Origin of the sequence: Clostridium neonatale, assembly GCF_900465025.1 — a bacterium.
Taxonomy (GTDB): domain Bacteria; phylum Bacillota; class Clostridia; order Clostridiales; family Clostridiaceae; genus Clostridium; species Clostridium neonatale.
Window position 1 is genome coordinate 1525455 of sequence record NZ_UICR01000002.1, and the last position, 25168, is coordinate 1550622.

The 25168-nt window shown below is 27.3% G+C and carries 22 protein-coding genes; 2 read left to right on the forward strand and 20 right to left on the reverse strand.

Going from position 1 to position 25168, the window contains the following annotated elements:
• Positions 1–120: 120 nt before the first annotated feature.
• The 9 genes from CNEONATNEC86_RS18425 to yjbM all read right to left on the reverse strand — a co-directional run bounded on the left by CNEONATNEC86_RS18425 (position 121) and on the right by yjbM (position 10082).
• The gene (locus tag CNEONATNEC86_RS18425) at positions 121–1452 is read right to left on the reverse strand and encodes a vWA domain-containing protein (RefSeq protein ID WP_159136561.1); all 1332 of its coding nucleotides are present in this window, start codon (positions 1450–1452) and stop codon (positions 121–123) included.
• 10 nt (positions 1453–1462) lie between these two features.
• A complete protein-coding gene (locus tag CNEONATNEC86_RS18430) occupies positions 1463–2548 on the reverse strand; it encodes an AAA family ATPase (protein ID WP_159136562.1) in 1086 nt (361 codons plus the stop codon).
• A 17-nt stretch (positions 2549–2565) separates the two neighbouring features.
• Positions 2566–3345: a DUF4116 domain-containing protein gene (locus CNEONATNEC86_RS18435; protein WP_159136563.1), complete on the reverse strand. Its 780-nt coding sequence runs from the start codon at positions 3343–3345 to the stop codon at positions 2566–2568.
• Between the two features lie 171 nt (positions 3346–3516).
• Positions 3517–5241 (reverse strand): amylo-alpha-1,6-glucosidase, encoded by a 1725-nt coding sequence (locus tag CNEONATNEC86_RS18440; protein ID WP_159136564.1) that lies wholly within the window; start codon positions 5239–5241, stop codon positions 3517–3519.
• Positions 5241–6533, reverse strand: coding sequence for a PTS sugar transporter subunit IIC (locus tag CNEONATNEC86_RS18445; RefSeq protein ID WP_159116895.1), 1293 nt, complete (start codon positions 6531–6533; stop codon positions 5241–5243). The genes CNEONATNEC86_RS18440 and CNEONATNEC86_RS18445 overlap by 1 nt, the downstream gene beginning before the upstream one ends.
• A gap of 24 nt (positions 6534–6557) precedes the next feature.
• The gene (locus CNEONATNEC86_RS18450; RefSeq protein WP_125147598.1) at positions 6558–6869 is read right to left on the reverse strand and encodes a PTS sugar transporter subunit IIB; all 312 of its coding nucleotides are present in this window, start codon (positions 6867–6869) and stop codon (positions 6558–6560) included.
• A 1-nt stretch (position 6870) separates the two neighbouring features.
• A complete protein-coding gene (locus tag CNEONATNEC86_RS18455; protein WP_125147599.1) occupies positions 6871–7203 on the reverse strand; it encodes a PTS sugar transporter subunit IIA in 333 nt (110 codons plus the stop codon).
• Positions 7203–9116 (reverse strand): BglG family transcription antiterminator, encoded by a 1914-nt coding sequence (locus tag CNEONATNEC86_RS18460; RefSeq protein ID WP_159136565.1) that lies wholly within the window; start codon positions 9114–9116, stop codon positions 7203–7205. Before CNEONATNEC86_RS18460 ends, CNEONATNEC86_RS18455 begins: the two co-directional genes overlap by 1 nt.
• Positions 9117–9290: 174 nt before the next feature.
• Entirely contained in the window at positions 9291–10082 is a 792-nt protein-coding gene (gene yjbM / locus CNEONATNEC86_RS18465) for a GTP diphosphokinase (RefSeq protein ID WP_058296613.1), read from the reverse strand.
• Positions 10083–10278: 196 nt separating this feature from the next.
• On the opposite strand from yjbM, the gene CNEONATNEC86_RS18470 reads away from it, so the two are divergent.
• Both CNEONATNEC86_RS18470 and CNEONATNEC86_RS18475 read left to right on the forward strand, forming a co-directional pair.
• Positions 10279–10956 carry a DUF2225 domain-containing protein gene (locus CNEONATNEC86_RS18470; protein ID WP_058296614.1) on the forward strand — a complete coding sequence of 226 codons (678 nt, stop codon included), beginning with the start codon at positions 10279–10281 and terminating at the stop codon, positions 10954–10956.
• 24 nt (positions 10957–10980) lie between these two features.
• The gene (locus CNEONATNEC86_RS18475; RefSeq protein ID WP_058296615.1) at positions 10981–11913 is read left to right on the forward strand and encodes a methyl-accepting chemotaxis protein; all 933 of its coding nucleotides are present in this window, start codon (positions 10981–10983) and stop codon (positions 11911–11913) included.
• Positions 11914–12778: 865 nt separating this feature from the next.
• Here the strand turns inward: CNEONATNEC86_RS18475 and CNEONATNEC86_RS18480 are convergent.
• The 11 genes from CNEONATNEC86_RS18480 to galU form a co-directional block, all read right to left on the reverse strand.
• Positions 12779–13468, reverse strand: a complete 690-nt coding sequence (locus CNEONATNEC86_RS18480; RefSeq protein ID WP_058296616.1) for a metallophosphoesterase — start codon at positions 13466–13468, stop codon at positions 12779–12781.
• A gap of 48 nt (positions 13469–13516) precedes the next feature.
• Entirely contained in the window at positions 13517–13774 is a 258-nt protein-coding gene (locus tag CNEONATNEC86_RS18485) for an EscU/YscU/HrcU family type III secretion system export apparatus switch protein (RefSeq protein ID WP_058296967.1), read from the reverse strand.
• 108 nt (positions 13775–13882) lie between these two features.
• Positions 13883–15745 carry a flagellar hook-length control protein FliK gene (locus CNEONATNEC86_RS18490; RefSeq protein ID WP_125147601.1) on the reverse strand — a complete coding sequence of 621 codons (1863 nt, stop codon included), beginning with the start codon at positions 15743–15745 and terminating at the stop codon, positions 13883–13885.
• 176 nt (positions 15746–15921) lie between these two features.
• On the reverse strand, positions 15922–17658 hold the full coding sequence (locus CNEONATNEC86_RS18495; protein WP_159136566.1) for an N-acetylmuramoyl-L-alanine amidase family protein: 1737 nt from the start codon (positions 17656–17658) through the stop codon (positions 15922–15924).
• 208 nt (positions 17659–17866) lie between these two features.
• On the reverse strand, positions 17867–19087 hold the full coding sequence (gene tyrS / locus CNEONATNEC86_RS18500; RefSeq protein WP_058296619.1) for a tyrosine--tRNA ligase: 1221 nt from the start codon (positions 19085–19087) through the stop codon (positions 17867–17869).
• A 209-nt stretch (positions 19088–19296) separates the two neighbouring features.
• Entirely contained in the window at positions 19297–20436 is a 1140-nt protein-coding gene (locus CNEONATNEC86_RS18505) for an AlbA family DNA-binding domain-containing protein (RefSeq protein WP_058296620.1), read from the reverse strand.
• Positions 20437–20576: 140 nt separating this feature from the next.
• Positions 20577–21674 carry a sensor domain-containing diguanylate cyclase gene (locus tag CNEONATNEC86_RS18510; protein WP_058296621.1) on the reverse strand — a complete coding sequence of 366 codons (1098 nt, stop codon included), beginning with the start codon at positions 21672–21674 and terminating at the stop codon, positions 20577–20579.
• A 196-nt stretch (positions 21675–21870) separates the two neighbouring features.
• Positions 21871–22422: an ECF transporter S component gene (locus CNEONATNEC86_RS18515; RefSeq protein WP_159136567.1), complete on the reverse strand. Its 552-nt coding sequence runs from the start codon at positions 22420–22422 to the stop codon at positions 21871–21873.
• 145 nt (positions 22423–22567) lie between these two features.
• Positions 22568–22711 (reverse strand): lysophospholipase, encoded by a 144-nt coding sequence (locus tag CNEONATNEC86_RS18520; RefSeq protein WP_148097338.1) that lies wholly within the window; start codon positions 22709–22711, stop codon positions 22568–22570.
• A gap of 2 nt (positions 22712–22713) precedes the next feature.
• Positions 22714–23787, reverse strand: coding sequence for a glycosyltransferase family 4 protein (locus CNEONATNEC86_RS18525; protein ID WP_125147604.1), 1074 nt, complete (start codon positions 23785–23787; stop codon positions 22714–22716).
• Positions 23788–24112: 325 nt separating this feature from the next.
• Positions 24113–24982, reverse strand: coding sequence for a UTP--glucose-1-phosphate uridylyltransferase GalU (gene galU / locus CNEONATNEC86_RS18530; protein ID WP_058296624.1), 870 nt, complete (start codon positions 24980–24982; stop codon positions 24113–24115).
• Positions 24983–25168 lie beyond the last annotated feature (186 nt).

The window sequence follows — 25168 nt, forward strand, 5'->3', positions numbered from 1 at the left end:
TCCTCTTTATTGTTTATTTTAACATACAACATTATTTTAAACTACTTAAAATTATTCACTTTATTCTACTTAATTAAAATAATAATGACATTTATATTAGTAAATATTCAATATAACGACTTATCTCGCCCAATCATGTATAGCTTCATTTACCATTTGTAATCCTAGATTTCCTTCTGTAGCTTCAATTTTATCAGAATTTATTCTTTTAATATCCCCATAAGGATTCTTTAATGATAATTCTTTATCCCCTGAAATTATCCATAATGTCTTTTTGTTTATGGGCTTTACTTCTAATTCTTCTTCTCCAACTCCATCAGTAAAATAGATTAATATCACATTTCTTAAATTGTTATCGCTTATATATTTAAATACTGGGGAAAATTTAGTTGAGCCATTATCCTTGCTTCTTTTTCTAATATCATTTTTATTTTTTAATTTATAAACTGCTCTTATTTCATTATCACACTCAATAATAGTTACCTCATTCTTAGTAGTATTCGTTATTGCAAGTATCTCTATCAATATTTTTTCTATATCTTCATCACTCATACTGGCACTAATATCTATAGCTACTATTACGTTGGTATCATTCTTAGGCAGTCTTCCTCGTATATCTAATCTCTCTGGTTGCCTTCTATCTCTTCTTGTAATAGTCCTTTTATAACCATATTTAACGCTCGGAAGCATATTCTTCAATACAATCTGCCACGGTATTTCTGGAGCTTTATTATATGATAATATAATATTTTTTAATGCATCTGGCGTTTTATCATTATATGCGCTGATTGCAGTCTTTTCTGTTAAACTTTTAATATCTTCTTCTGATATGTTTATATCATCCCAAAGTTCATGAGATTCTTCCATATTTATTTTGTGTTTATCTTTATCTGAAGTTATTTTCTCTTCTTTCAATCTAGATTTAATTGATTTATCAATTATTTCTGCATATTCTTCAATACTTCTATTTTCTTCAAGTTCAATATTGTATTCCATATTAACACTGTGAAGTCTCTTACTAAAGCCTGGTAAATTTTTTATATACTGATTTATGGAAATGTCCAAAGCTGTAGTTATAGCTTCATTACAAAAAACATTTTTCATAGTCTTCGCTCTTTGATAATGTAAATTTATAATATGATAAATCTCATGCTTTAATAAAGCTGCCATTTCCTTCTTATCAATCATTAAAAAAAGATATGGATTAAAATACATATTAAATCCATCTAGTTTAGGTATAGTACCAACTGGATAATCTATATCTATTCTTATATTTCTTTTTACTTTAAGTAAAAATTGACCAAAGAATGAATCTTCACTTTGCAAAAGAAATAAGATTACATCTTCAATAAAATCGAAAAATCTACGTTCATAGTCGCCTTTAAAATCTTCTATCTTTTCAAATTTATAACACTCATTTAAAAGTAATTCACGTTTTTCATCAAAGTTCATTTTTTACACCTCACTTAAAGATATTAAAAAATGCTTCTAAAAATTCATCATTATCTAGGAGTTCTTCATATAACTTATCTTTGTAGTCTCTTTTTATCTCTTTCATTATTCCAAGTCTTAAATCTCTTGGATACAGATTTAAAAATTCAGAGAATAATATCATATTTCTTTTACTATTATTTTCTTCAATGTAACTTAAACACTTTTTACATAGTATATATAGTCTAGAATGATTTTCCTTTGATATTTTTTCTTTTAATTCACTACTTAATATCTCATATTCAAATATTTCTTCTACCTTAATTAGTGGATCACCAATATTCATAATAAAATTTCCAAAATCATTTGCTATATTAATACCAACATTACCCTTTACAGCATTTAAAAATATATTTAAAGGATACTTATCTTTATTTTTTAAATACACATTATATGCTTTTGATACTCTTTCCCAGCTTCTTGGCGTTGCTTTTATAGTAGACGTAGAGTCTGGTGTATGTAAATATTGAGGAAAATTTGATAAAAATTCTATAATATGAGTATGTATTTTACCTTCATTGCTCATTCCCCAATTAATCCATTCTTTTATATCTGAATCTAGATTAATCCATACAAAACGATCTTCTTGAGCTGGATCCATATCAACAACTTCATATTGACTATTGTAATATCCATCATTTTTATTTGATGGATTCATTGCTGCTATAACTTTTACTCTTTTATCTAACACATATCCATTTATTTCTCTGTTTAAAATAAGATTCATAAGTTCCTGTGCAACTGTATGATCACATCTATTTAATTCATCAATAAACAAAATTACATTCTTACATTTCTCTTCCTTAAGTACATTATTAATCTCAATTAATTTATAATGTGTTGCATATATAGTTATATCATTTTTAACTACTGGTAATCCACCTATTTCTCCTTCTTTTAATAAGTTAGCATCTATATTAACCAAATAATAATTATTTTTTTTAGCAATAGATTTGACTAAAGATGTTTTTCCAATACCACTTTCTCCAATAATTAATGGCACATCATTAGTTTCTAAAATTAACTCTACTGTACTTATACATTCTGAATAATTCATTACGTCACCTCTTCCCACTACATTGATAATTTATAATCAACTAATATTTTTTTAGCTTTTTTACATCCATACTGTCTAATAAAATTGATTTTATCCATTTCTAATATTTCTAAATCTATAAAATTTTTAATATATTTTTCATCTATATTTTCATCTTTAACTTTGTTAACTAAAACTTCCACCACAGATTCTACATCTATACTATCATATATATATTTAACTACATTTATATTTTCACTTATAAATATTTTAAGTTCATCTAAATCGTAACTTGAAATATAATTTATTGCCTCTTCATTCGCTTTAATTGCTTCTATTTTTGCTTTTAATGTAGGATTTTTTATAAATTTAATTGCTGAATAGTAACTATTTATAGCTTCAATTTGTATATCCTCAGATGGATTTTCCATATATTTTATTGCATCATAGTCATTTTTTACAGCTAATCTTTTAAGTTCTTCGCTTGGATTTTTTACAAATTGTATCGCCCATCCTTTTGATTTTATTGCCTCTCTAATTGTTAATTCACTTGGATTTTTTATAAATTCCAATGAATTCCACAACCCTTTTACTGATAATATAGCAGCTTCTTCACAAGGTTCTTTTATATATTTAATACTTAATGGCGTATTTTTTATTGCTTCAATCTGTATTTCCTTATCTGGATTTTCTAAATACTTAATGTTATTTCCATTATTTTTAACCATATATAAAAACATTTCTTTTGTAGGATTTTCTACTTTATCTATATATGAAGGATCATTTTTTAATTTTAAAATTATATCTTCTTTTATCATAAATCTATTCTCCTATTCTTCTATTTAATTATATATATATTATAATTAAAATTTTACATTATAGTAACAGTTTTATAAATAATTATTATTAATAAATATTTATTGCCATATATAAAAAACAGCTTTTCTATAGTAAATTTTTTAATACTTTACTATAGAAAAGCTTATTTTTTAATATTTATTCATTTTTTCACATAAGTGTATAAAGCTACTTGCTGTCCATGTATAAGCTTTATCACATAGCGGATCTCCTGTTATTGCATTAAAATTTTCTGCACATCCACTTTTCTTTACAAGTTTACAGAATTTTTCTGTAAGCTCTTTGGCAAATTCTACTTCGCCACATTCTTCAAGTCCTTCAATAAAAAGTACCATTGTTGGTCCCCATATAGGGCCCCTCCAATATCCATCCGGATTATAATATGGGCTATCTGTAGCTTCAGTAGCAAGTCCATATTCTGTCATAAATTTATTCTTTAAGTCATTAACTATTCTATTTTTCAAGTCTTTAGGTAATCTGTCCCCTAATATTACTAATGTATAAGGAAGAATAGATTGTGATTCAACTATGTTTTTCTCTAACCCTGAATAAGTAATTATTTTTTCTTCCCGTACAAATCTTTCTAAAGTTAATTTCGTTAAATCATCTGAACGCTCATACCATACCCTTTCTTCCATATCACGTCCAAGTTTTTCTGCTATAATAGCTAATGTCTCCATTGCTTTTATAAGAAAAGCTGATAAGTCTGGAGACTCTGCTACAAAATCATCCATAAATACCGTACTATTATCATATCCAGAGTCATTTCCATGATGATATTCACAAATTCCATCTTGATCAAAGTCTTTAAAGTTCAACCAAAAATTCACTTGCTTCTCAATACAATCAAATGCTTCTAATAATTGTTCCTTACTTAATTCAGTCTTTTTCATCATTTTTTCAATAAACAATCCATGAATTGGTGGCTTTGCGAAATTCCATCTTACTGTTGAATCACTAATCGAACCAGGTATTTGTCCGTTTTCATCTTGATGATCAAATAATACCATCATCTGATCCCAAGCTAGTTCATTATGAACATTCGCAAGAGCAAGAGCATTAAAGCAGTGATCCCAACTCCAAATTCCTTGAAATAAGTTATTTGACATATACATACCATCACGTTTTAATGATCCAAATTTTTTAACAGTACAAGACCAATCAACATATACTGCATTTTTATAAGCTTCTTCATATTCTGGAAGTACCTTAGGAAATGCTTCATAAAAAGCTTCAAACTTCTTAGTTGTTTCTTCAAGACTTGCTTCATAAGAATATTCTTTTTCTGTAGGTTTTATCATATGTGTAGGAATTTCTTCTATGACACATATAAAAGAATCATTATTTAATGAATTCACATCAATATAACTATTTATACTTCCTAATAATGATTTACTATTTTCTTGATTAAGAATCGCTTGTCCATTTACACTTTTAACAATATATTTTGTTAAGGTTTTATAGCTATTAATAATGTGATATGGCTTATCTTTTGTTCCTAGTGTGAAATTATACTCGTATTCACTAGATGGCATAAAATCTAATCTAAGTCCTGATTTCTCGCCTTCAACTTTAAATATTATTCTTGAATCACCATCAAAACAAATTTTTATACACCCTCCAGCAAAATTAATTTCAATGTGAAATAAATCTGCTTCATAAGTAAAATCCGCTTCTTGTCCATCAATCAAAGGTAGTATTTTACATACTGCTGGAGTGCTTCTTGACTTTCCTCTTAAAGATTTTAAATAAAGAGCTTCATCTTTTACTCCTCTAAAATTACATTTGTCATCTTTATAATATGCTAACGCCATGTACGAACCATATACACTTAATGGCACATTTCTTATATCCATTATACTGCCTCCCCTTCCATGCTCTCTTCCTTTAGTTTTTGTCTATCATACATTTTTACAAATGGAATTGCTAAAAGTACATAAAGAACTCCTAAAATAATTTGCCATACGAATCCTGAAATATGTCCACCTGTTGCTAAGAATCCATATATTCCTGGAGGTGTTGTCCATGTTACTCCGATTCCTGTTAATCTAGAAATAAGACCAGCAGCTGTAACAAAATAAGTAAGTACTGCACCAACAACATGTTCTAAAATATATGCTGTCCCTAAAAATGGATTAAATATAATTGGAAGACCAAATATAAGTGGTTCATGTATTCCGAATATTGCTGGTAATAATCCTATTTTAGCAATTTCTCTTATTTGTTTACTTTTTCCAACAATTAAACATGCAATACATATATATAAACCTACGCCTCCAATAAAAGAAAAATATTCATAAGTTAATATATTGGGTAGAGGTTGTCCATTCAAAGCTGCTTGACGATTAGCATCACTCATCATCATTAAAACTGGTGCTAATACACCAAACATTACAATAGAAGAACCATGAATGCCAAATACCCATAATAAGAATGTAATAAATATAGCAAAAGCATATCCGTAAATATTGCCTCCCATACCAGTTAAAGGCTTTCCAATAATGTCATTTATAATTACATGAATGTTTCCAAAAGAAGTATGTAATAGTGCAATTTTTAATACCCAAGCTCCTATAAAAATAATCGCCATAGGAATTAAGTTAGCAAATGACCCTGCTACTGCTGGAGGTACAGAACTCGGTAATTTGATTTGTAACTTTCGTGACATTAACAATCTATATAATTCTGGGATTACAAGTGCAATTACAATTGCAACTATCAAGCTTGTCGCACCTAATTTGGCAAACTCAAGCATCACAGTATCGTTTACATTAACTAGTGGTGTTAACAAGAAATACACACATAAGCTCATAACAATAGAATATATTGGATCTATAATATCCTTATATTCTAATGATAAGTTGTAAGAAATAAATAATAAACATATAATTGCTGCCAGATTCATAGTACCATCCATGAAAAATGTTACTTGATTCTGCCAAACTGATGCATCTGATACACCTAGTAAATTAGTAACAAAATTAATATAACCTTCTGATGGAAAATTTGCAATTAATAATGCAATTGCTGCAATAATAGTGAATGGTACATATGATACCATTCCATTTTTAATTGCATTTATATGTCTCTGAGTTGTGATCTTCTCTATTCCATCAAACATGCCTTCTTTTAATTTTTCAATATTCATAGTATTAATCTCCTTCCTCTCTTCTTATACGTGAAATTTATTATATGTATCTTCAGCAAACTTAAGAACTGCTGCTCCATCACATTTACCATAGTCTAATGTTTTTATAACTGCTACCGGTACTTTTTCTTCTACTAACTTTGTAACTTTCTTTTGCAGATAGCCCACTTGTGGCCCTAAAAGCAATATGTCAAAATTTCCCAATTCTCTTTTAATAGACGCTTGATCAACAGCCCAAATCTTATAATTTTTTCCTTGCTCTTCGGCTGCTTCTTCCATACGTGCTACTATTAGACTTGTTGACATTCCTGCATTACATGCTAACATAATATTCATTTTATACCTCTCCTTTTATTAATTTATTTATTATTTCATACAATTTTATAAATTCATCCGCTTGATCTTTCATAAGTATTGCTCCTGAAAGATGATCTTGAGCATGTACCAATATGATGTTTACATCTACTTTATTTCCTCTTGCCTCATTTTGAATTAGGCTTGATTGAATCTTATGAGCTTCTGACAATTTTTCTGTTGCAATCTCTAAGTGTGAATTCGCTTCTTCAAAATTGAATTCTCTTGCTGCCTCAATTGCCATTAATGATTCTGATTTAGAATCACCTGCATTAGCAATTAATTCAAATGCTATATCATAACTACTCTCGTTCATTAAAATTTCATCTCACTTTCTACTTTGTTTAGTAATTTGATTAATGTTTCAAATTTTTTCTTTTTTCTAAGTTCAGAGATATATTGCTTATTTATTAATAATTTTGAAGTTATTTTATAAAATTTTTGTATTTCCTTGCTTGGATTATTTTCAATAGAAACTAAAACTACAACTTGAACTTCTTGTTTTTCCCATATTATTGGATTTTTCAAAATAGCCACACATGCAAATGTTCGCTTACTTAATGTTCTACAGGGATGAGGTATTGCAACATAATTACCAAATTCAGTCTGTGCAATATTTTGTCTTTCAAAAACAGCTTTTTCAAAATCATCAGGTACATCCTCATTTTCTTTTATTATTTTGCACATATGATGTAGTACTTCCTCTTTAGTTGAACAATCTAGATCTTTTATAAATAGCTTTTCACTATAATAATTACCTATAGTTCCACCTGAACTTTTTGTTAATACGTTCATCACATTTTTTACATCTTCATCCTCTAAGAAATACTGTACTTCCAATATTGGTGCTGATACTTTTTCATTTATTGGAACTGTAGTGAAAATATAATCAATATATTTCATATTAACTTTATTGATACTATGAACATCACATTTCTGAATGTCATTAATATATTTTCCAAACCTCTCTAAATATTTATATTTCATAAATTGAGAACTTCCTTTTCCAGATGAACATACAATTAATATATTTTTTTTACGTACATCATATTTATCCCTTTCAAGAGCTAGAGCAAAATTTATTGCGAAATATCCAATTTCATCTTCTTTTAATTGCTTCTTATAGTTTTGTCCCAATATTCCACAAGCAAAAGTAGCTATAGAATATGCTAATAAGAATCTTTCTTTAATCTCTTTTATCATAGGATTTCTAAGTGTCATATCAAACTTCAATCTCACCTCTAGTGGTACTATATGCTGACTCAATGACATTTTTAATTCTAGATTATCACGAAAATCTACTTTAAAAGACTCATAAATTTTGTCTAACATTTTTGTTACTAAGTCATATATTTCTTGCGTCACAACTAGATTCTTTTCTTTTTGACTATCATAAATTTTTTTACCTGCTAAATGAATTGCAATATATTTAATTTCTGATTTAGGATATGATATTTTGAATTTCTTTTCTATATTTTCAGCAATTTTACTTGCTAAAATAAGTTCTGATTCTAATGAGAACTGTTCTAGCTGTTCTTCTTGAAAAATGATATTATGCTCTTCTTGAATCCTTTGAACTGCCACAAAAATATGAACTAATAGATTCTGAAGCGATACATCTGAAATATTAAAATCACATTTACAAAGACATTCCTGCAAAACATGTGCAATATCATCCATCTTTTGCTTATCTTCTTTTGATATTTTTTTTGAGCCACACTTTATAGCTAAGCAGCTTGCAGTACACAGTCTTAAATCAAATTCTTCACCCTCAATTTTTATTCCATAATTAGGCTTTCTAATCAACTGCAAGTTATAATTGTTTAACTCCTTTTCTATTTTTTTTAATTCATTTGTTATTGTTTTTCTTGATATGTAGAGAATATCACTTAATTCATCTAATTTAATATAATCATCATTTTTCAATAAATATTCTTTAATATACTCTATTCTCTCTTCTGAAGTATTAGGAATTTCTATAGCCTGCTCTTTAAATTCCTTTTTCAAGTAATCTTTAAATAATTCTTCATCTTCTATAGCTAATCTATATCCATATCTATGTTTAACTTCAATGTGTGCACCACTATATTTTATAATGTCATCAAGTTGTTTTATTAATTTTCTTACGGTTTTATCACTAATGTCTAAAGCCTCAGCCAAATATACTGCGCTTTGATATTTTTGTATACTTAATTTTTTATATAAATCAATTAATCGTTTATCAATCAAGAATTTGGCTCCTCTCTAAATATATTTAATCAGAAGCTTTTGTACATTCTTATATTATCATCCATACTAATAAAACTCCATGAACAAATATTCCATTAATATAACGGAATATAATTCCTATTATTTATCTAAATAAAAAAGAATGCAGATAGAACTTATACTACCTGCATCCTTTTATTCTTTATATTTTTCTATATCACGATTTATTGAAAACAATAAGCTATTAAGCTCCCAAACTTCACCTTCATCAATTAATTTATTTAATATCTTTTGATATCTTGCGGCTTCTGCATTTTTTCCTAAAGAGATAAGTGTTAATAATGAATTCATAATGCTTGAAATTAAATGCGATTTTACTTCAAATAATTTTTGTGCATCTTTAATTTCATCTTTTATTTCCAACATTTCCTCATCTAATCTAAATGCGGCATCAGCAGAGCTTTTAAGCTTTTTCTTTAATTTATCTGGTATATTTTGCTTATATTTGTAATTTAACGAATGTTCTATTGTTGCCCAAAAATTCATAGCTAATGTCCTTATTTGAAATTCCGCTAATATTTCCACTTGTCCTTCAGCCATATTAACTGGATATTTTATTATCATATGATAACTTCTATATCCACTTTCCTTAACATTTCTCACATAATCTTTTTCATAAAGTATCTTCATATCCATACGTTTTCTTAAAATTTCTACTACTGTATCTATATCATCAACAAATTGGCACATAATTCTTATGCCAGCTATGTCTTCTAATTCATATCCAATTCTATCTATGGGAATCTCAAACTTATTTGCTTTTTCAAGCATACTTGATATTTCTTTTACTCTCCCTGTTACAAATTCTATTGGAGAGTATTCATTTTTCTTTCTATATTCTTTTCTAATTGATTTTAATTTAACCTTTAGTTCATCTACCGCTTGCTCATAAGGCATTAAAAAAGTTTTCCAATTATTTATTGCCATATAAATATTCTCCTTTAATTAAATCATCTTTATTATTATATCAGAAACTTAGAATTATGTATAAGACCACACACTAAATTTATAAAAATAATTCCACATATATATCATATGTAATTAATTTCTGTGATATAATGAATTAGAAATATGTATATTTTTACATTGGATAATTTTTTATTATAATACGAGGTGCATAATAATGTATGAAAATATGAAAGATCATATCTTCGATAAAAGTGTAGTTTGTCCTGTTTGTGACAACCACTTCAAAACAAAAGCAGTAAAAACTAAATCCCCGAGAATCCAATCAAAAGATTCTGATTTTTTTATAAGATATACAGTAGCAAATCCTTATTTTTATGATGTTTGGATATGCAATTCTTGTGGTTATGCTGCAATGAAATCTGATTTTGAAAATCTTAGATCATATAGACAAGAACTTGTTCGTAGTAATGTTACTCCTAAATGGAAACCACGTGAATATCCTACAATATTAGATGAAAATATTGCTATTGAAAGATATAAATTAGCATTACTAAATGCAGTTTTAATAAAAATGCCTTCTAGTACTAAAGCTATGATTTCTTTGAAGATTTCATGGATGTATAGAATGCTTGATGATTCAGAACATGAAAAAGTTTTCCTGGGACAAGCATTGGAAGGTCTTAACGATGCCTATATTAGTGAACCTTTTCCCATCTATGGCCTTCAAAGAGATTCCTTAATGTATCTTATAGGAGATCTTAATAGAAGAGTAGGAAATGACGAGGAAGCACTTCGCTGGTATTCTAGAACCATAATAAGTACAAATGCTACTTATAGAGTCAAAGAATTAGCACGTAATGGAAAAGAGCTTATAAAATCAAAAAATAATTAGATTTTCTTATTGGGAGGTATAAATATGAACTTATTTAAAAACAAAAATATTGATCCTATTAATAATGAAGTAACTAAACCTTCTTTGATTGGTGATAGTTTAAATAACACAAAAAATGATTTTAGAGAATTAAAAGCTATAGGTAAGAATATAAATAACGATATTAATAATATTGATTCTTCTGTTAATTCTTTACTTTCATCTAGTACCACTCAAACTAGTGAAGTAAATACATCTAAAAATATACTATCTGATTTCAGCTCTAATATGGAAGATTTAGCACTTAATATTACAAATGTTCATATAAAAGTTTTAGATACAGATAAATTAGCTGACACAGGTCTTAACACACTTAATAATTTAAATACATCACTAAGTGATCTTGAAAATGCTTTTGGAATCTCAACTACAACAGTAAATGCATTAGTTTCTAAATTAGAATCAGTAAATAGTATAACTGATTCAATTAGTCAAATAGCAGCTCAAACAAACTTATTATCTTTAAATGCTGCAATTGAAGCTGCTAGAGCTGGTGAAGCTGGTAAGGGTTTCTCAGTTGTTGCAGGAGAAGTAAGAAAATTAGCTGAAAACTCCAAAGAAGCTGTTCAAAGCATAACTAAAATTTTAGAAGAAATCAAAATTGATATATTGAATGCTTCAAATGCAATGAATTCTGGTAATTCCGCTATATCAACTCAACATAACTCAATAGAAGATGCTAAAAGTAATTTTTCTGAAATAAAAACCTCTATAGAAGAAGCCACTGACGAAATTTTGACTTGTATAGATAATCTTACAACTGCATCATCTAAGAAAGATGATGTAATAACATCTGTTAATAATTTAAGTTCTTCATTTCAGGAAAATGAGACTATAGCTTCATCATTATCATCTGAAGTTAAGTCAACTATTCATGATATTGATTCACTTAATAAATGCATATCAAAATTAGATTAATAATACCTAAAATAAATAATGGACGTAGAATCAGAGTTTAGTGGGAAATAACCGAAATTCAATATATGATATGCTCGATTGTAGGGAAATTTCAGCTTTTAAATTCTAATGGCAGAGGCTGTTCCAAAGAATTTAAAAGCTGAAATTTCCAATACAATACTACGCATATTCATATATTGAATTTCTTTGTTTTTCTCTAAACTTATTATTTAATGCATATAAGTTTCAATAAAGTTACTTCATATTGAGCCATATATTTTTTGGGGTTTAGGTCAGATTTTAATACGGATTCTTAATTAGAACATATATAATTTATATTTTGATAAATATCCAATACTTAAAAATATAATTTTCTATCAATATATAGGAAAAGTTCCGAATTACAGCATAGCTGCCCTTTGGCATATAATGCTTGGTGAGGTACGAACTTAGCAGTATAGCCCCTATTCATCTAATGATGAATAGGTTTACTTATAAGTGCACATTCATAAGGATTTATATTTTGATATTTATAAATCTATATCTTTTTAAAAATGGTAAAATATTAACTTTTTAAATCTTTAATATCTATAAATAACTATTCCTTAATTTAAAAATTTATTTATGTATAGTAACAATAATACCACTACTCTGAATTTAGATGAAACAAAGAAATAAAGCTCTTATGTTGACGGTGTCTTGCATTCAAAAATGACGCTTTAGAATTCTTCATGTAGACTTGTTCCACAATTGTTTGTCCAATTTTACATTGGAGCAAACATTTGTGGGTACAATGTCTGCATGTTTGAATTCTTAGCGTCATTTTTGTAGCAAGCGAGCCACACATAAGAGCTTTATTTCGGTTATTATCCTCAAAACTCGGATTTTACAGTATTTTTATAGGATTAAAATCTAAATAATCAGCAGACGTCAAAATGTATTCAACTCCATCTATATTACCTTCAAATAATTTTCCATATAAAACCGGGCCATGTAAATGTCCATATATGACTTTCTCAACATTAAATTCTTTGATTACTTTAATAAATTCTGATTCTTCAAATTTTTCATTTGTAGGAGGATAGTGCAACATAACTATTATGCTATTATAATTATCTTTTTTAGCAGCCTCCAATGAAAGTCTAAGCCTTATTAATTCTCTTTTATAGATTTTTTCATCCTTTGAAGTGAAACTATTAGCCCCTGGACATATCCAACCTCTTGTTCCACATATAGCATATTCTTTATAGGTATAATAATTATTTTGAAGAAATTTTGTTTTCTCATACATTGAATTTAATTTAGATATACTAGTCCACCAATAATCATGATTTCCTTTGCTAATGATTTTATTACCTGGCAGTTCATTAATCCAATCTAAATCATATACACTATCTTCTGCTTTTAACGACCAAGATATATCTCCTGCAATAAGAATTGTATCTTCATCAGTTATTTTTTCAAGCCAATTATTTTTTATTTTATCACAATGATTTTTCCATTTATCTCCAAATATATCCATTGGCTTTTCAACATTAAATCCTAAATGTAAATCTGAAATGGTATAAAGAGCCATTTTTTTCACCTTTCTATATTATAACTATCTTTTGTATATAAAATCTTATTATAACTTTTTATCTAAGTCAGTAACAAACGCTATTACATGTGCTACTGCTTCATATAGTTCTGTGGGAATCTCATCCCCTACATCAACATTACAAAGTAAATCTGTTAATTCTTTATTATACACAATTGGCACATTATTTTCTTCTGCTCTTTCGAGTATTTTATCAGCAATATGCCCCATACCAGATGCTGCAACTATTGGGGCGTCACTATTATATTCATATTTTAATGCCGCTGCTTTTTTTCTTTGATTCATATGTTCTGCTACACTCCTTGCATATCTATATATTCTCATTCCCTCTATTACAGCAATCTATAACTTTTCTTTTAATTGTACAATGTACTTTTAAAGTTGTAAATTATTTTATACTCTAATATCAATATTAGAAATACTCATATCATTAAAAAATTCTCTACAAGTTACTATATTAGCTGGATTTTCTTTAGATGATACAGTAACAGTAACATAATTACCAGATGCTGATAAACCTTCTATTAATTTATCCTTATTTTTATTTAAAATACGTGTAAATTCATCTTCACATTTCAATTTTATATTTATTTTGTTAGGAATCATAGTTATATACCCATCAATTTCACCTAAATTTATAGTTTTTACACTAACAACCATCTTAGCATTTGTACTATCAATTTTCTTTCCATCTTTTCTATTGTCCTTAATAATTAACTGACATGGATACTCCTGAAAATTGCTTTGTATTGGAAAATTCACATAATAATACTCATTATTTATAGTATTAAATACTTTTATATCATTTATATTTTCTCTTATTAAATTTGTTATTTTATCATACACATTTTCATTTAGTTCTGTATGTGATAGTAGATTTTTCACAATATCTGCTACATTATTTATTCTTTCCTTTATTTGAATTTTTATATCATTCTTATCATTTAATAATAGTTTATCCAATTTATCAATTTCAAAATTTTTTATTTCATTAATTTCCTTACCTGTCTGGATATCTTTTGGCATAGAATCTGTTTTTACTACTTCATTTTCATTAAATTTTCTATTGATGAATTCGGTTAATTGTTTAAATTCATCATTTGTTAATGTAACTTTTCTACCTTCCTGATTCGATAAAAGTTGTTCTACCTTAGCCTTTGCAGAACCATCATTATTTTTTTCTGCTTCATTATTAACCATTTCCTTTATAAACTTATCTTCATCAATTATATTTTTTATTGTCCTAACTATATCCTTATTAGACTCTAGATTTTCTAATAGTTCTTTAGATAAATTTACGTTTTCTTTTTTATTAAAATCGATTTCCTTAGGTAAAACTGTCTCATTTTCTTTATTCTCTTGCCCGGCTAATGTTCTTAGTATATCTAATACATCCACTTTCTTACTTGATGGATCATTTTCATTATATATTTTAGTAGCCAGTGTACTTACATTATCTGATGAACTAGATGTTAATGTAGCCTGTGTACTATTTTCTATATTATTGGATAAATTATTCCCAGCACTAACATCCTTAGGAGATAATTCATTTTGTTTTAGATTTTCATTTAGCTTAATCAAAAGCTTTTCTATTGTAAAATCTTCCTTAAAAAGCCTATTAAAGCTTTTTATATTCTCTTCAGATAACTCAAGATTATTTTCAATGAATGCTAGTATATCATCTGCTGTCATGTTTTTAAATTCATTGAAAAATTTTGTTAGAAGTTCCTTTGCATTCTGTCCTTCACGACTATTTATATCTATATTATTACTTTCTAAATAATTTTTTATAAAGTTATTTATTTCTTCTGTATCAGAATTCATTAATTGACTTAGTTGAATTAGACCTTTCATCTGATTTATATTTTCTCTTGTTAATGGTATATTATGCTTCACCATATTTTTAAGTATACTTATATCTTCCTTTGAGAGTCCTTCTTTTTCTATAATCTCTTGGAAGTTTTCATCTTCAGTTGTGACTTCTTGTGAATTTCCCTTTAAAATTTTTAATTTCAGTTTTCCATTTTCAAAGCCTTCTACTTCAAATTTTAAAAGTTTTAATTGTTCTATATCAACCTTATCATCAGTTTCTGCAATAAACTGCCATCCATCAGATAATCTAATAGTTATATCTTTTCCCTCACCTTTATCAACTACTCTTCCTGTAAATTTTTCTCCTACTTCAAAAGTTAATTTACTAGAAATCTTTTTATTATTATTTGCATATCCGTTATTAATATTATAAATTCCAGGCATAGCTTTTCAACTCCTAAGTATTACTCTTATATACTTATCGGATATGAAAACAATAAATTAATATTTATAAATTTTAAAATATATATTTATAAATTTAATAAAATACTGTTAAAGAGGTTTATCATTGTTATTTAAACAATGATAAACCTCTTTAAAATTTAATTAATACACTATTATTATATCATTGCGCCATCCGCTCCAACTCTATAACCATTAATAGTTGTGTTATATACCATAGAACCATTGCTATTTAAATAATACCATTTATCTTTAACATAAACCCATCCTGTAGCCATTGCTCCATTTTCTTTTAGGTAATACCAATCATTTGATTCTTTTATCCACCCAGTTGCCATAGAACCATTACTATTTAAATAATACCATTTATCTTTATCATTAATCCATCCAGTTTTCATAACTCCATTTTCATCCAAATAATACCAATTCGAATTATCATTTAACCATCCTTTTATAAGGCTTGAATCTGAATTAACAAATGACCAAGTTCCACTTTCATTCTTAATCCATCCTGTAATTACATTTCCATCTATTAAATTTTCAACCTTTTCAATATTCTCACTTAAAGCTTGGCTATTGTCTTTAGGCGCTTTATTTATTATTGAATATCTTTCTGCCTCTTCATCCCAAACTAACATATTATTTTCATCATACACAGATAATCTAGTCATTGACCCATCAACTTTATATACCTTTATCCAATCTGTTGCTCCATTATATCTGTAGATGTATCCACCATCAAGTCTCCATAAAACACCATTTACATCTATAGCATGGTCACTATATTCTTCTGCATCAGCTTTTTTTATTCCAACAGTATTGACTCCAGCTTCACTCTTTAATGATATTCCTTGTGCTGATATTGTTCCATTTTCGTTAATCTTACAGGCAATTATCTTTCCTTTACTTATACTATATGTTGTATCATCACTTACATCAAATTTTACTTTAGTACCATTTGATTTAGAAAGCATATAAGTTGTTACATTTTTAGCATATTTAGCCCCATCTATAGTTTCTGATGATTGTTCTTTTGATATTTTTTGGATAACATCAAAACTTATTATATTATTCTCTTCATTCATAATAAATACGGATTGATCTGTAGATGTTTTTGGAATATCTATCCCATTAATTTTATTTATTGTTTCATCACTTTTAACTGTCATAGTTGCTTTTCTATAAATATAGCTGTTATCATGAGTAATTACTTTTGCATTAGAAACACTTACACTTATATTTTTTTCTGTATCATCGGTATTATTTAAAGTAGCTATCTTATTATCAGTAACCACTTTTATTTTTCCAACATTATAATCTGCATCTATGTATTTACCTTCTTTATTTGTATAAACAGTTAACTCATCTGCATCTCCATTTGTTATTTGTTCTGGAGCAAATGTTGTTTCATACCATTCTTCTCCAAAGTTATAATTTTTAAGCTTAGTTAAGCTCTCTCTTGAAATATCATGATCTGAATATCTATCATCAGCTTTATTTCTAATATTTTTTCTTAAATTTACCTTAGTATCATCTATATCATCTTGTTCTAGATCTTCATCTACTGATTCACCACTAGACAAGTCTAAATAAATATCTCCTGAATCTATATTTAAATATTTGGCTCCATATGGCTCTACTTCTGATCCTGTATCTAAATCTGTAAGTTTAGTATATTTTCCATCACTTAGATAATAAACGCCTTCGTTATCAAGTTCTTCAAGTTGTCCATCAATATAAAATTTACCATCTTTATAAGTAACAGCCTCATACACACTTCCTTCTTTATAATCTATTCTCTCATATTCAGCTGCATTTACTCCTGTCATTGAAAGTGAAGTTATGGAAGTCATTGCTACCATTAGTGATGTAAATTTACTTAATCTTTTTATCATATATACCCCCTATTGATAATTATTTTCAATTAAATTTCATTATCTATAATATCATTAAGATTAAGTTTTGTGAATACAATTTATAAATAAACTATCATTATATTTTTTCAATATTATCAGAAGCTGTTTTAAAATAAAATAAAAGATGAAATAAAAGCCTAATATGAGCTTCTATTCCATCCTTTCTATTAATTAATTAATTATTTATTTAATTAATTTCAATTTTATTATAATTCTTTTTACCTCTTTTAATTAAAGCAACATTATCTTCAAAGTCTTCTTCACCTAATAATCTATTGACATCTTCAACTTTAACTCCATTAATAGATAATCCACCTTGTTCTATTAATCTTCTACCTTCTTTCTTAGATGGTACAATCTTAGTAGTCGCAAGTACATCTAATAATGTCTTACCAAGATCTTCTTTAGTTATTGCAACTGTAGGAACATTAGACATATCTGCTCCACCTGCAAATAAAGCTTTAGCTGCATCTTCTGCTTTCTTTGCTTCTTCTTCACCATGAACAAGTTTAGTCACTTCATATGCAAGTACTTCTTTAGCTTTATTTATTTCAGAACCTTCAAGTGATCCAAGTCTTCTTACTTCATCCATTGGTACAAAAGTTAATAATGCCAAACATTTTTCTACATCTGCATCATCAACATTTCTCCAATATTGGTAAAAATCAAAAGGTGATGTTTTATTTGGATCAAGCCATAAAGCTCCTCCAACTGTTTTACCCATCTTTTGTCCTTGACTATTAGTTAATAGTGTGCATGTCATAGCCATTGCTTGACCTTGAGCTTTTCTTCTTACAAGTTCAACACCTGCAATCATGTTTGACCATTGGTCATCTCCGCCTAATTGCATTTTACAATTATATTTTTGATTTAATTCATAGAAATCGTATCCTTGCATTAACATATAGTTAAATTCTAAGAACGATAATCCTTTTTCCAATCTTTGCTTAAAACATTCAGCTGTTAACATTCTATTTACTGAGAAATGTACTCCAACTTCTCTTAAGAAATCAACATAATTAAGGTTTAATAACCAGTCTGCATTATTTACTAATATAGCTTTATCATCTGAGAAATCTATAAATCTAGACATTTGCTTCTTTATACTGTCAACATTATGTTGTATATCTTCCTTAGTAAGCATTTTTCTCATATCTGTCTTACCACTTGGGTCACCTACCATAGCAGTTCCACCACCAATTAATGCAATTGGTCTATGTCCTGCTCTTTGCATATGTGCCATAAACATCATTGCAATAAAGTGTCCTACATGTAAACTATCTGCTGTCGGGTCAAACCCTATATAAAAAGTCACCTTTTCTTCTTCTAATAACTTTCTAGTTTCTTCTTCATGAGTAAATTGTTTTATGTATCCTCTTTCTAATAGCTCATCTAATACACTTGCCATTATAAAACCTCCTAAGTTTTCTTATATAAATAAGTTTTATTTGTACTTAAATTTAGTATCTTAATATATAAAAATCATTGTGATTCAGCACAAAATCTCACAATTATAGTATATCCTTTAGTTAACTCTTAGTCAATTTCTATAAATTCACATCTCATAATATGAAATATGCATAAATTAAATATCTCATAATTGTTATTATTAACTTCCTAAACACCTGGAAGTATAACTTTAAAACTATGCTCTACCCTTGAATTAACAAATCTAACTTTTCCTTTACCTTTAAATCCATTTTTTATTCTATAAAAGCCTCTTCCATTATTTAAAAATCTATCTTTCTCATCTATTGTCATCAATTTTTCATATAACCAAATGTTTCTCTTATTATAATTTGTAGTTTGACCTTTTATATTATAATCTATAAACTCACCAGGACTACATACAACTATATTATTTTTACTTATACTTATTTCAATTATTCTATTTAAATCAAAATATTCTCTATATAACACTGCATTTTTTACAGCTTCAATAATAGACTCAATATAATATCCTTTTGGCATTATTTTTTCTATTATTTCTTCTGTCTTATCTATCATAGATAGGAGACTTCCTTGAACAATATGAACCTCACCATATTCACTATTTAACTTATCAACTATCTTAATCATATTATTAGGTATGCATAAGAAATTCTTATCTGAAAATACTAATAGTCCCCCATAAGTACATCTTAGCTTTGATTTTTCTTTATCTTCAAATAATATTCCTGTAGTTAATAATAAGAATTTTTTATTTTCTTCATTTATTTGTATTCCCTTTTTTTTAAAATAAGTATTTACAAGCTCCATATTTAACATACTATCATCACTTCTCATAACTGGGCATGTTTCTATAGTTAAATTTAGATTTTCTTCAAATGCTGCAATAAGCTCCTGTTTTCTCATAACATCGGTTGTAGAACCTCTTCTTATATAAAATGCTCCATTTTCTCTAACTTGATATGGCTTTTGCTCACCATCATAAATGCATATAACACAAATCTCTTTATTTTCTATTTCTACAAAGTTTATTTCTATCGGGATTGGAGGTTCACATCTACTTGTTATTATCTGCTGTATTTGTTCCTCCTTAAATTTATCTGAATCTTCTATTCCAATAATTCTTTTTGTTTTATCTTCAATTCCAACAATTATATATCCTCTTCCACCATTTGAATTTGCTATAGCACATACATCTTTAGCAAGTTCTTTTTTCCCTGTCTCATTCCATAGTTCAAGCTTTAATTTAAAATCTAATTTAGTTCCTTCTTCTCTTTTTAATATTGATCTCAGTTTCTTTATATCCATAGATATCCCCCATTAGAAATCATTTACTATAATATATTATCATGAATATATTATTATATACTATTAAAAATATAATAAAATTCAAATCACTTAATTAAAATAAATATAGAAGCTATCTCTATTTAGATAGCTTCTATATTTTAACATAATAATGTTTTAAACTTTTCATCATGAGCACTTATCACTCTATTTTTCCCTAAATTTTTCGATTTGTACAGTAAGTCATCTGCAATTTTTATTAATTCATTAATGTCTCGCGAATTCATCGGAAAATATGCAATTCCAAAGCTAGCAGTTACTGATTTCTCTTTTCCTTGAAAACTTACTACGGACCCCTCTATAGCTCTTCTTACTATATTCATCTTATTATATACGCTCAATTCATCATCAAAATCAGTAATATATAATATTATTTCTTCCCCGCCATATCTGGCCATCAAATCATTATCACCAAGCCAGCTTTTAATTATTTTTCCTGTATTAATAAGAACCTTATCTCCAAATTGATGTCCAAAATTATCATTTATTACTTTAAAATTATCAATATCAATCATTACAATTGCACATTTATCATAATTTTCTTGTTGAATTACTTTTTCCATATAATCAAAAAAATATTTTCTATTATATATATTCATAAGTGGATCTGTCTGGGAAAGCCTTTCTAGTTGTTTATATAAAAAGGAATTTTCTATAGAAATTGCTATTTGATTTGCAATAGATTTTAAAAATAATTTTAATTCTACCGTCATGAAATTGTAAACCTTGTGTTCTACAATTATATACCCCATAAACTTATCCCTTAAAAATATAGGGACTCCCATAACCGAATGAATATCTGAGCAATTTGATCCCACCTGTTTTATTGGATCTTTAGAATTAATCAAAAATTCCTGTTCACTATAAACATATTTTATTTCCTCTGAAGTCAGATTTATTTTAGAATCTTCTATATTTGTTGCCTTAATTATAAGTTCATCATTTTCCATTAAAAAAATGGTTGAATTTGCTACACCTAGTATTCCTATTATCATATCATTAATCATTGAAATCAAATTATCATCACTAAAGAATGTATTTATATATTTACTAATCTCTACAATATTAAATAAAGAATTATTTGAATTTTCTAATTTAACATTCACTTCACATAGTTCCTGTATATGCTTTTCAGAGAACCTTTGGTATGCTTCATATTCACATTTCAAACTATCATAAAGTTTTTTATAATCTTGCATATTATATCACCACTTTCAACTAAGTCATCAAGTGTTACGTCATTTCATATAAAAATAAACTAATACTATAATTATACTATATTATTAATAGAATTATAATATATATTTTTCCATATACCAATAAACATATATTATTACTAATACTACCTTATTATGAAAATGATGATAATATTTAATTGGGTAGATTTACTGCATACTAGTTATTAAACGAATAATGTTTTGCTTTTAATAAAACTGCTGTAAGCGGCAATGCTATTACTGTTCCAGTTGTAACTTGAATTATATTTCCTACTATATCTTTAGCCGAATAAGCTATCCCTTGAATTAATCCAATCTTATCAGTTAAAAATCCGGCTATAATTATGCCAGCAAAGAAATAACCAATGATCATGAATATTCCACTTATTATAAATGCAGTAAGATATCTAACAGTGTCATTAGCCTTATCTTCCATAATATCTAATATATATCCGGCAATATAAGCCATTGTTCCTTTAATTATGAATGTAAATGGTGCCCATAAATAATATCCACCAAGCACATCAACTAAAAGCATACCAAAAGAGCTTGCCACTGCACCTTTTTTCTTTCCTAAAACAACAACTGATAAGAACACCATACAATCGCCTATATGAACAAATCCTCCTACTGACGGTACCCTAATTATGCTACCTGCTAAGTATACTAGAGCTATCATAAGTCCAACCAAAACTAATTCTCGTGTAGTTAAATTTTTATTTTCATTCATTAGCCTTTCCTCCTATATTAATAACATTAATATAATTATACATAGACTTTAGCATCATTCAAAATGTACCCATTCAATTTTCTATTATAAAACAAAAGATGCATCAAACCATTATACAAATTTGATACATCCTAATTGTACTATTCTATATTTTTTTATAAAAATCCAATATATTTTCTACTGAACCAGTGTTAATTTCAAGCATTGGTGCTGATAATACTGCTGCATCAAAATACTCAGGGTATTCTTCTAAAATATTTACTCCTATAACTCTTCTTATGTTATACATTTTTACATATGCAAATAAATCTTATTGATATATTCAAAATTTTTCTCTAAAGAATAATTATCTTCAACAAACTTTCTTGCTGCTTTTCCCATTTTTATTCTTAAATCTTTATCTCTTACTAAGATATTTAGCTTTTCTGCTAAATCTTCAACTGATTTCTTTTCAATAACAAGACTTGTTTCATTTGGTTTAGTTGATTCCATAAGTCCACCTACATTACTAACTATAACTGGTGTTCCACAAGCTTCTGACTCTACAGCTGCAACACCAAAGCTTTCACTATCTAAAGTAGATGGAAATACTGATATATCAAATCTTTGAAACTCCTTTATAACATCATCTGGTTTTACAAATCCCAAGAATGTAACATCATTTTCTATATGTAATTCCCTACAAAGATTCTTTAAGTAATCTTCTTGACTTCCTTTTCCGCCAATTCTCAACTTAATATCTAAATCTTTATTTTCTTCCTTTACTTGTTTAAATGCCTTCACAAGGTATTGAACTCCATACTTTTCTTCTAATGTTTTAATTGTTCCTATAATAATTTCATCACTTTCAACTTTATTAGGATAAAATTTATTTATATCAACACCAAATGGAGTTACCTTTATCTCTTTATTAGTATACTTTTCTGTCTCTTTTTTCATTACATTGCTTGTTGATAAAATATAATCTGCCTTCTTTAAATTATATTTTATAATCATTTTATGTATTGGGGATTTTATTGGAAAATCATAGACATCACTTCCCCATACCGAAATTATGTATGGATGATAATTAGCTAAAGCCCCTAATAATCCATAACTACTGGCATAATGTGCATGAAGTATATCCGGTTTTATTTCATTAATTAATTCCTTTACTTTTTTTATCTTTTTTAAATATCCAACTTTACCTTTTTCTGATTTTCCTTTCATCACATTATCTTCTATATCCAAAGAATGTACTTTAACACCATTATATTCGCCTTTTCCAAGAGAAATAACATGAATATCATATCCTTTTTTAACAAAATAATTTAAAAATTTATGAGTATGAGCACTGTTTATATCTGCTAAATAGCATATTTTCATAATTATTAGCCTCCAAGCTTAAAATAATAAGTTTTTAAAATTCTCTTATGTTATTCTACCATAAAAGTATAGAGATGTATCAAAATTATTATGCAATATTAACATCATGTATATCTGTATTTTTATCTAGGCTTTTAACTCAACAGTAAATTTCCCCCTATTCATAATAACATTAATCTCATTAACTATTTTGCTAGATTCCTCAATATTACTAATTAGATTATTAATATTTTCATTTTATCAATAGTAAGACTTATTAATAAAATAAAGGTTATATCAAAATTAATTATTTTAATATAACCTTTATTTTTTCAATTACTTTATATTAATTTTCCCATGGTTTAGATTCTAAGTACTTTATAAAATCTTCTCTTAATTCATCTTTTTTAAGAGCAAATTCTATAGTTGCTTGTAAAAATCCAAGCTTATCTCCAACATCATACCTTTTACCTTCAAAATTATATGCATACATTGCTTCTTTATTTATTAAAGTTTTTAATGCATCTGTTAATTGAATTTCTCCACCTTTTCCTGGCGCAGTATTTTCTAAAATATCAAATATCTGTGGTGTAATTATATATCTTCCTAAAATTGCAACATTACTTGGTGCTTCTTCTAATGATGGTTTTTCAACTAAGTCCTTAACTTTATAAACCCTATCTTCAATATGAATTCCATTAACTATACCATATTTAGATACATTTTCTTCTGGTACAGTCTGAACTCCTAAAATAGTTGTGTTATATTCATTAAAACAATCTATTAGCTGCTTAAGACAAGGAGTTTTACTATCAACCACATCATCACCTAATAAAACTGCAAAAGGTTCATTTCCTACAAACGTTTTAGCACAATGAATCGCATGACCTAATCCCTTTGGTTCCTTTTGTCTTATGTAATGTATATCAACCATTTCAGATATATCTCTCACTAATTCAAGTAAATCCGATTTTCCACTCTTCTCTAACTCTAATTCTAATTCTATAGATTTATCAAAATGATCTTCTATACATTTTTTATTTCTTCCTGTTATAATAAGGATTTCTTCAATTCCTGAGGCAATTGCTTCTTCAATTATGTACTGAATAGTTGGCTTATCTACTATTGGTAACATTTCTTTTGGTTGAGCCTTAGTTGCTGGTAAAAATCTTGTTCCTAGACCTGCAGCAGGTATAATAGCCTTTTTAACTTTCATAACTATATCGTCCTCTCATTAAATATTTAATTACCTATATAAAATTTTAACATTTCTAATAATTTAAATCAATTTAGCTTAAAGAAATTATCTCTTTATGTGCAGGTGACATTATTTAATTTTTTATTATAAATATCTAACTTTTTAATAATTTTTTAGATTTACTTTTCATAATAAGTAGAATAT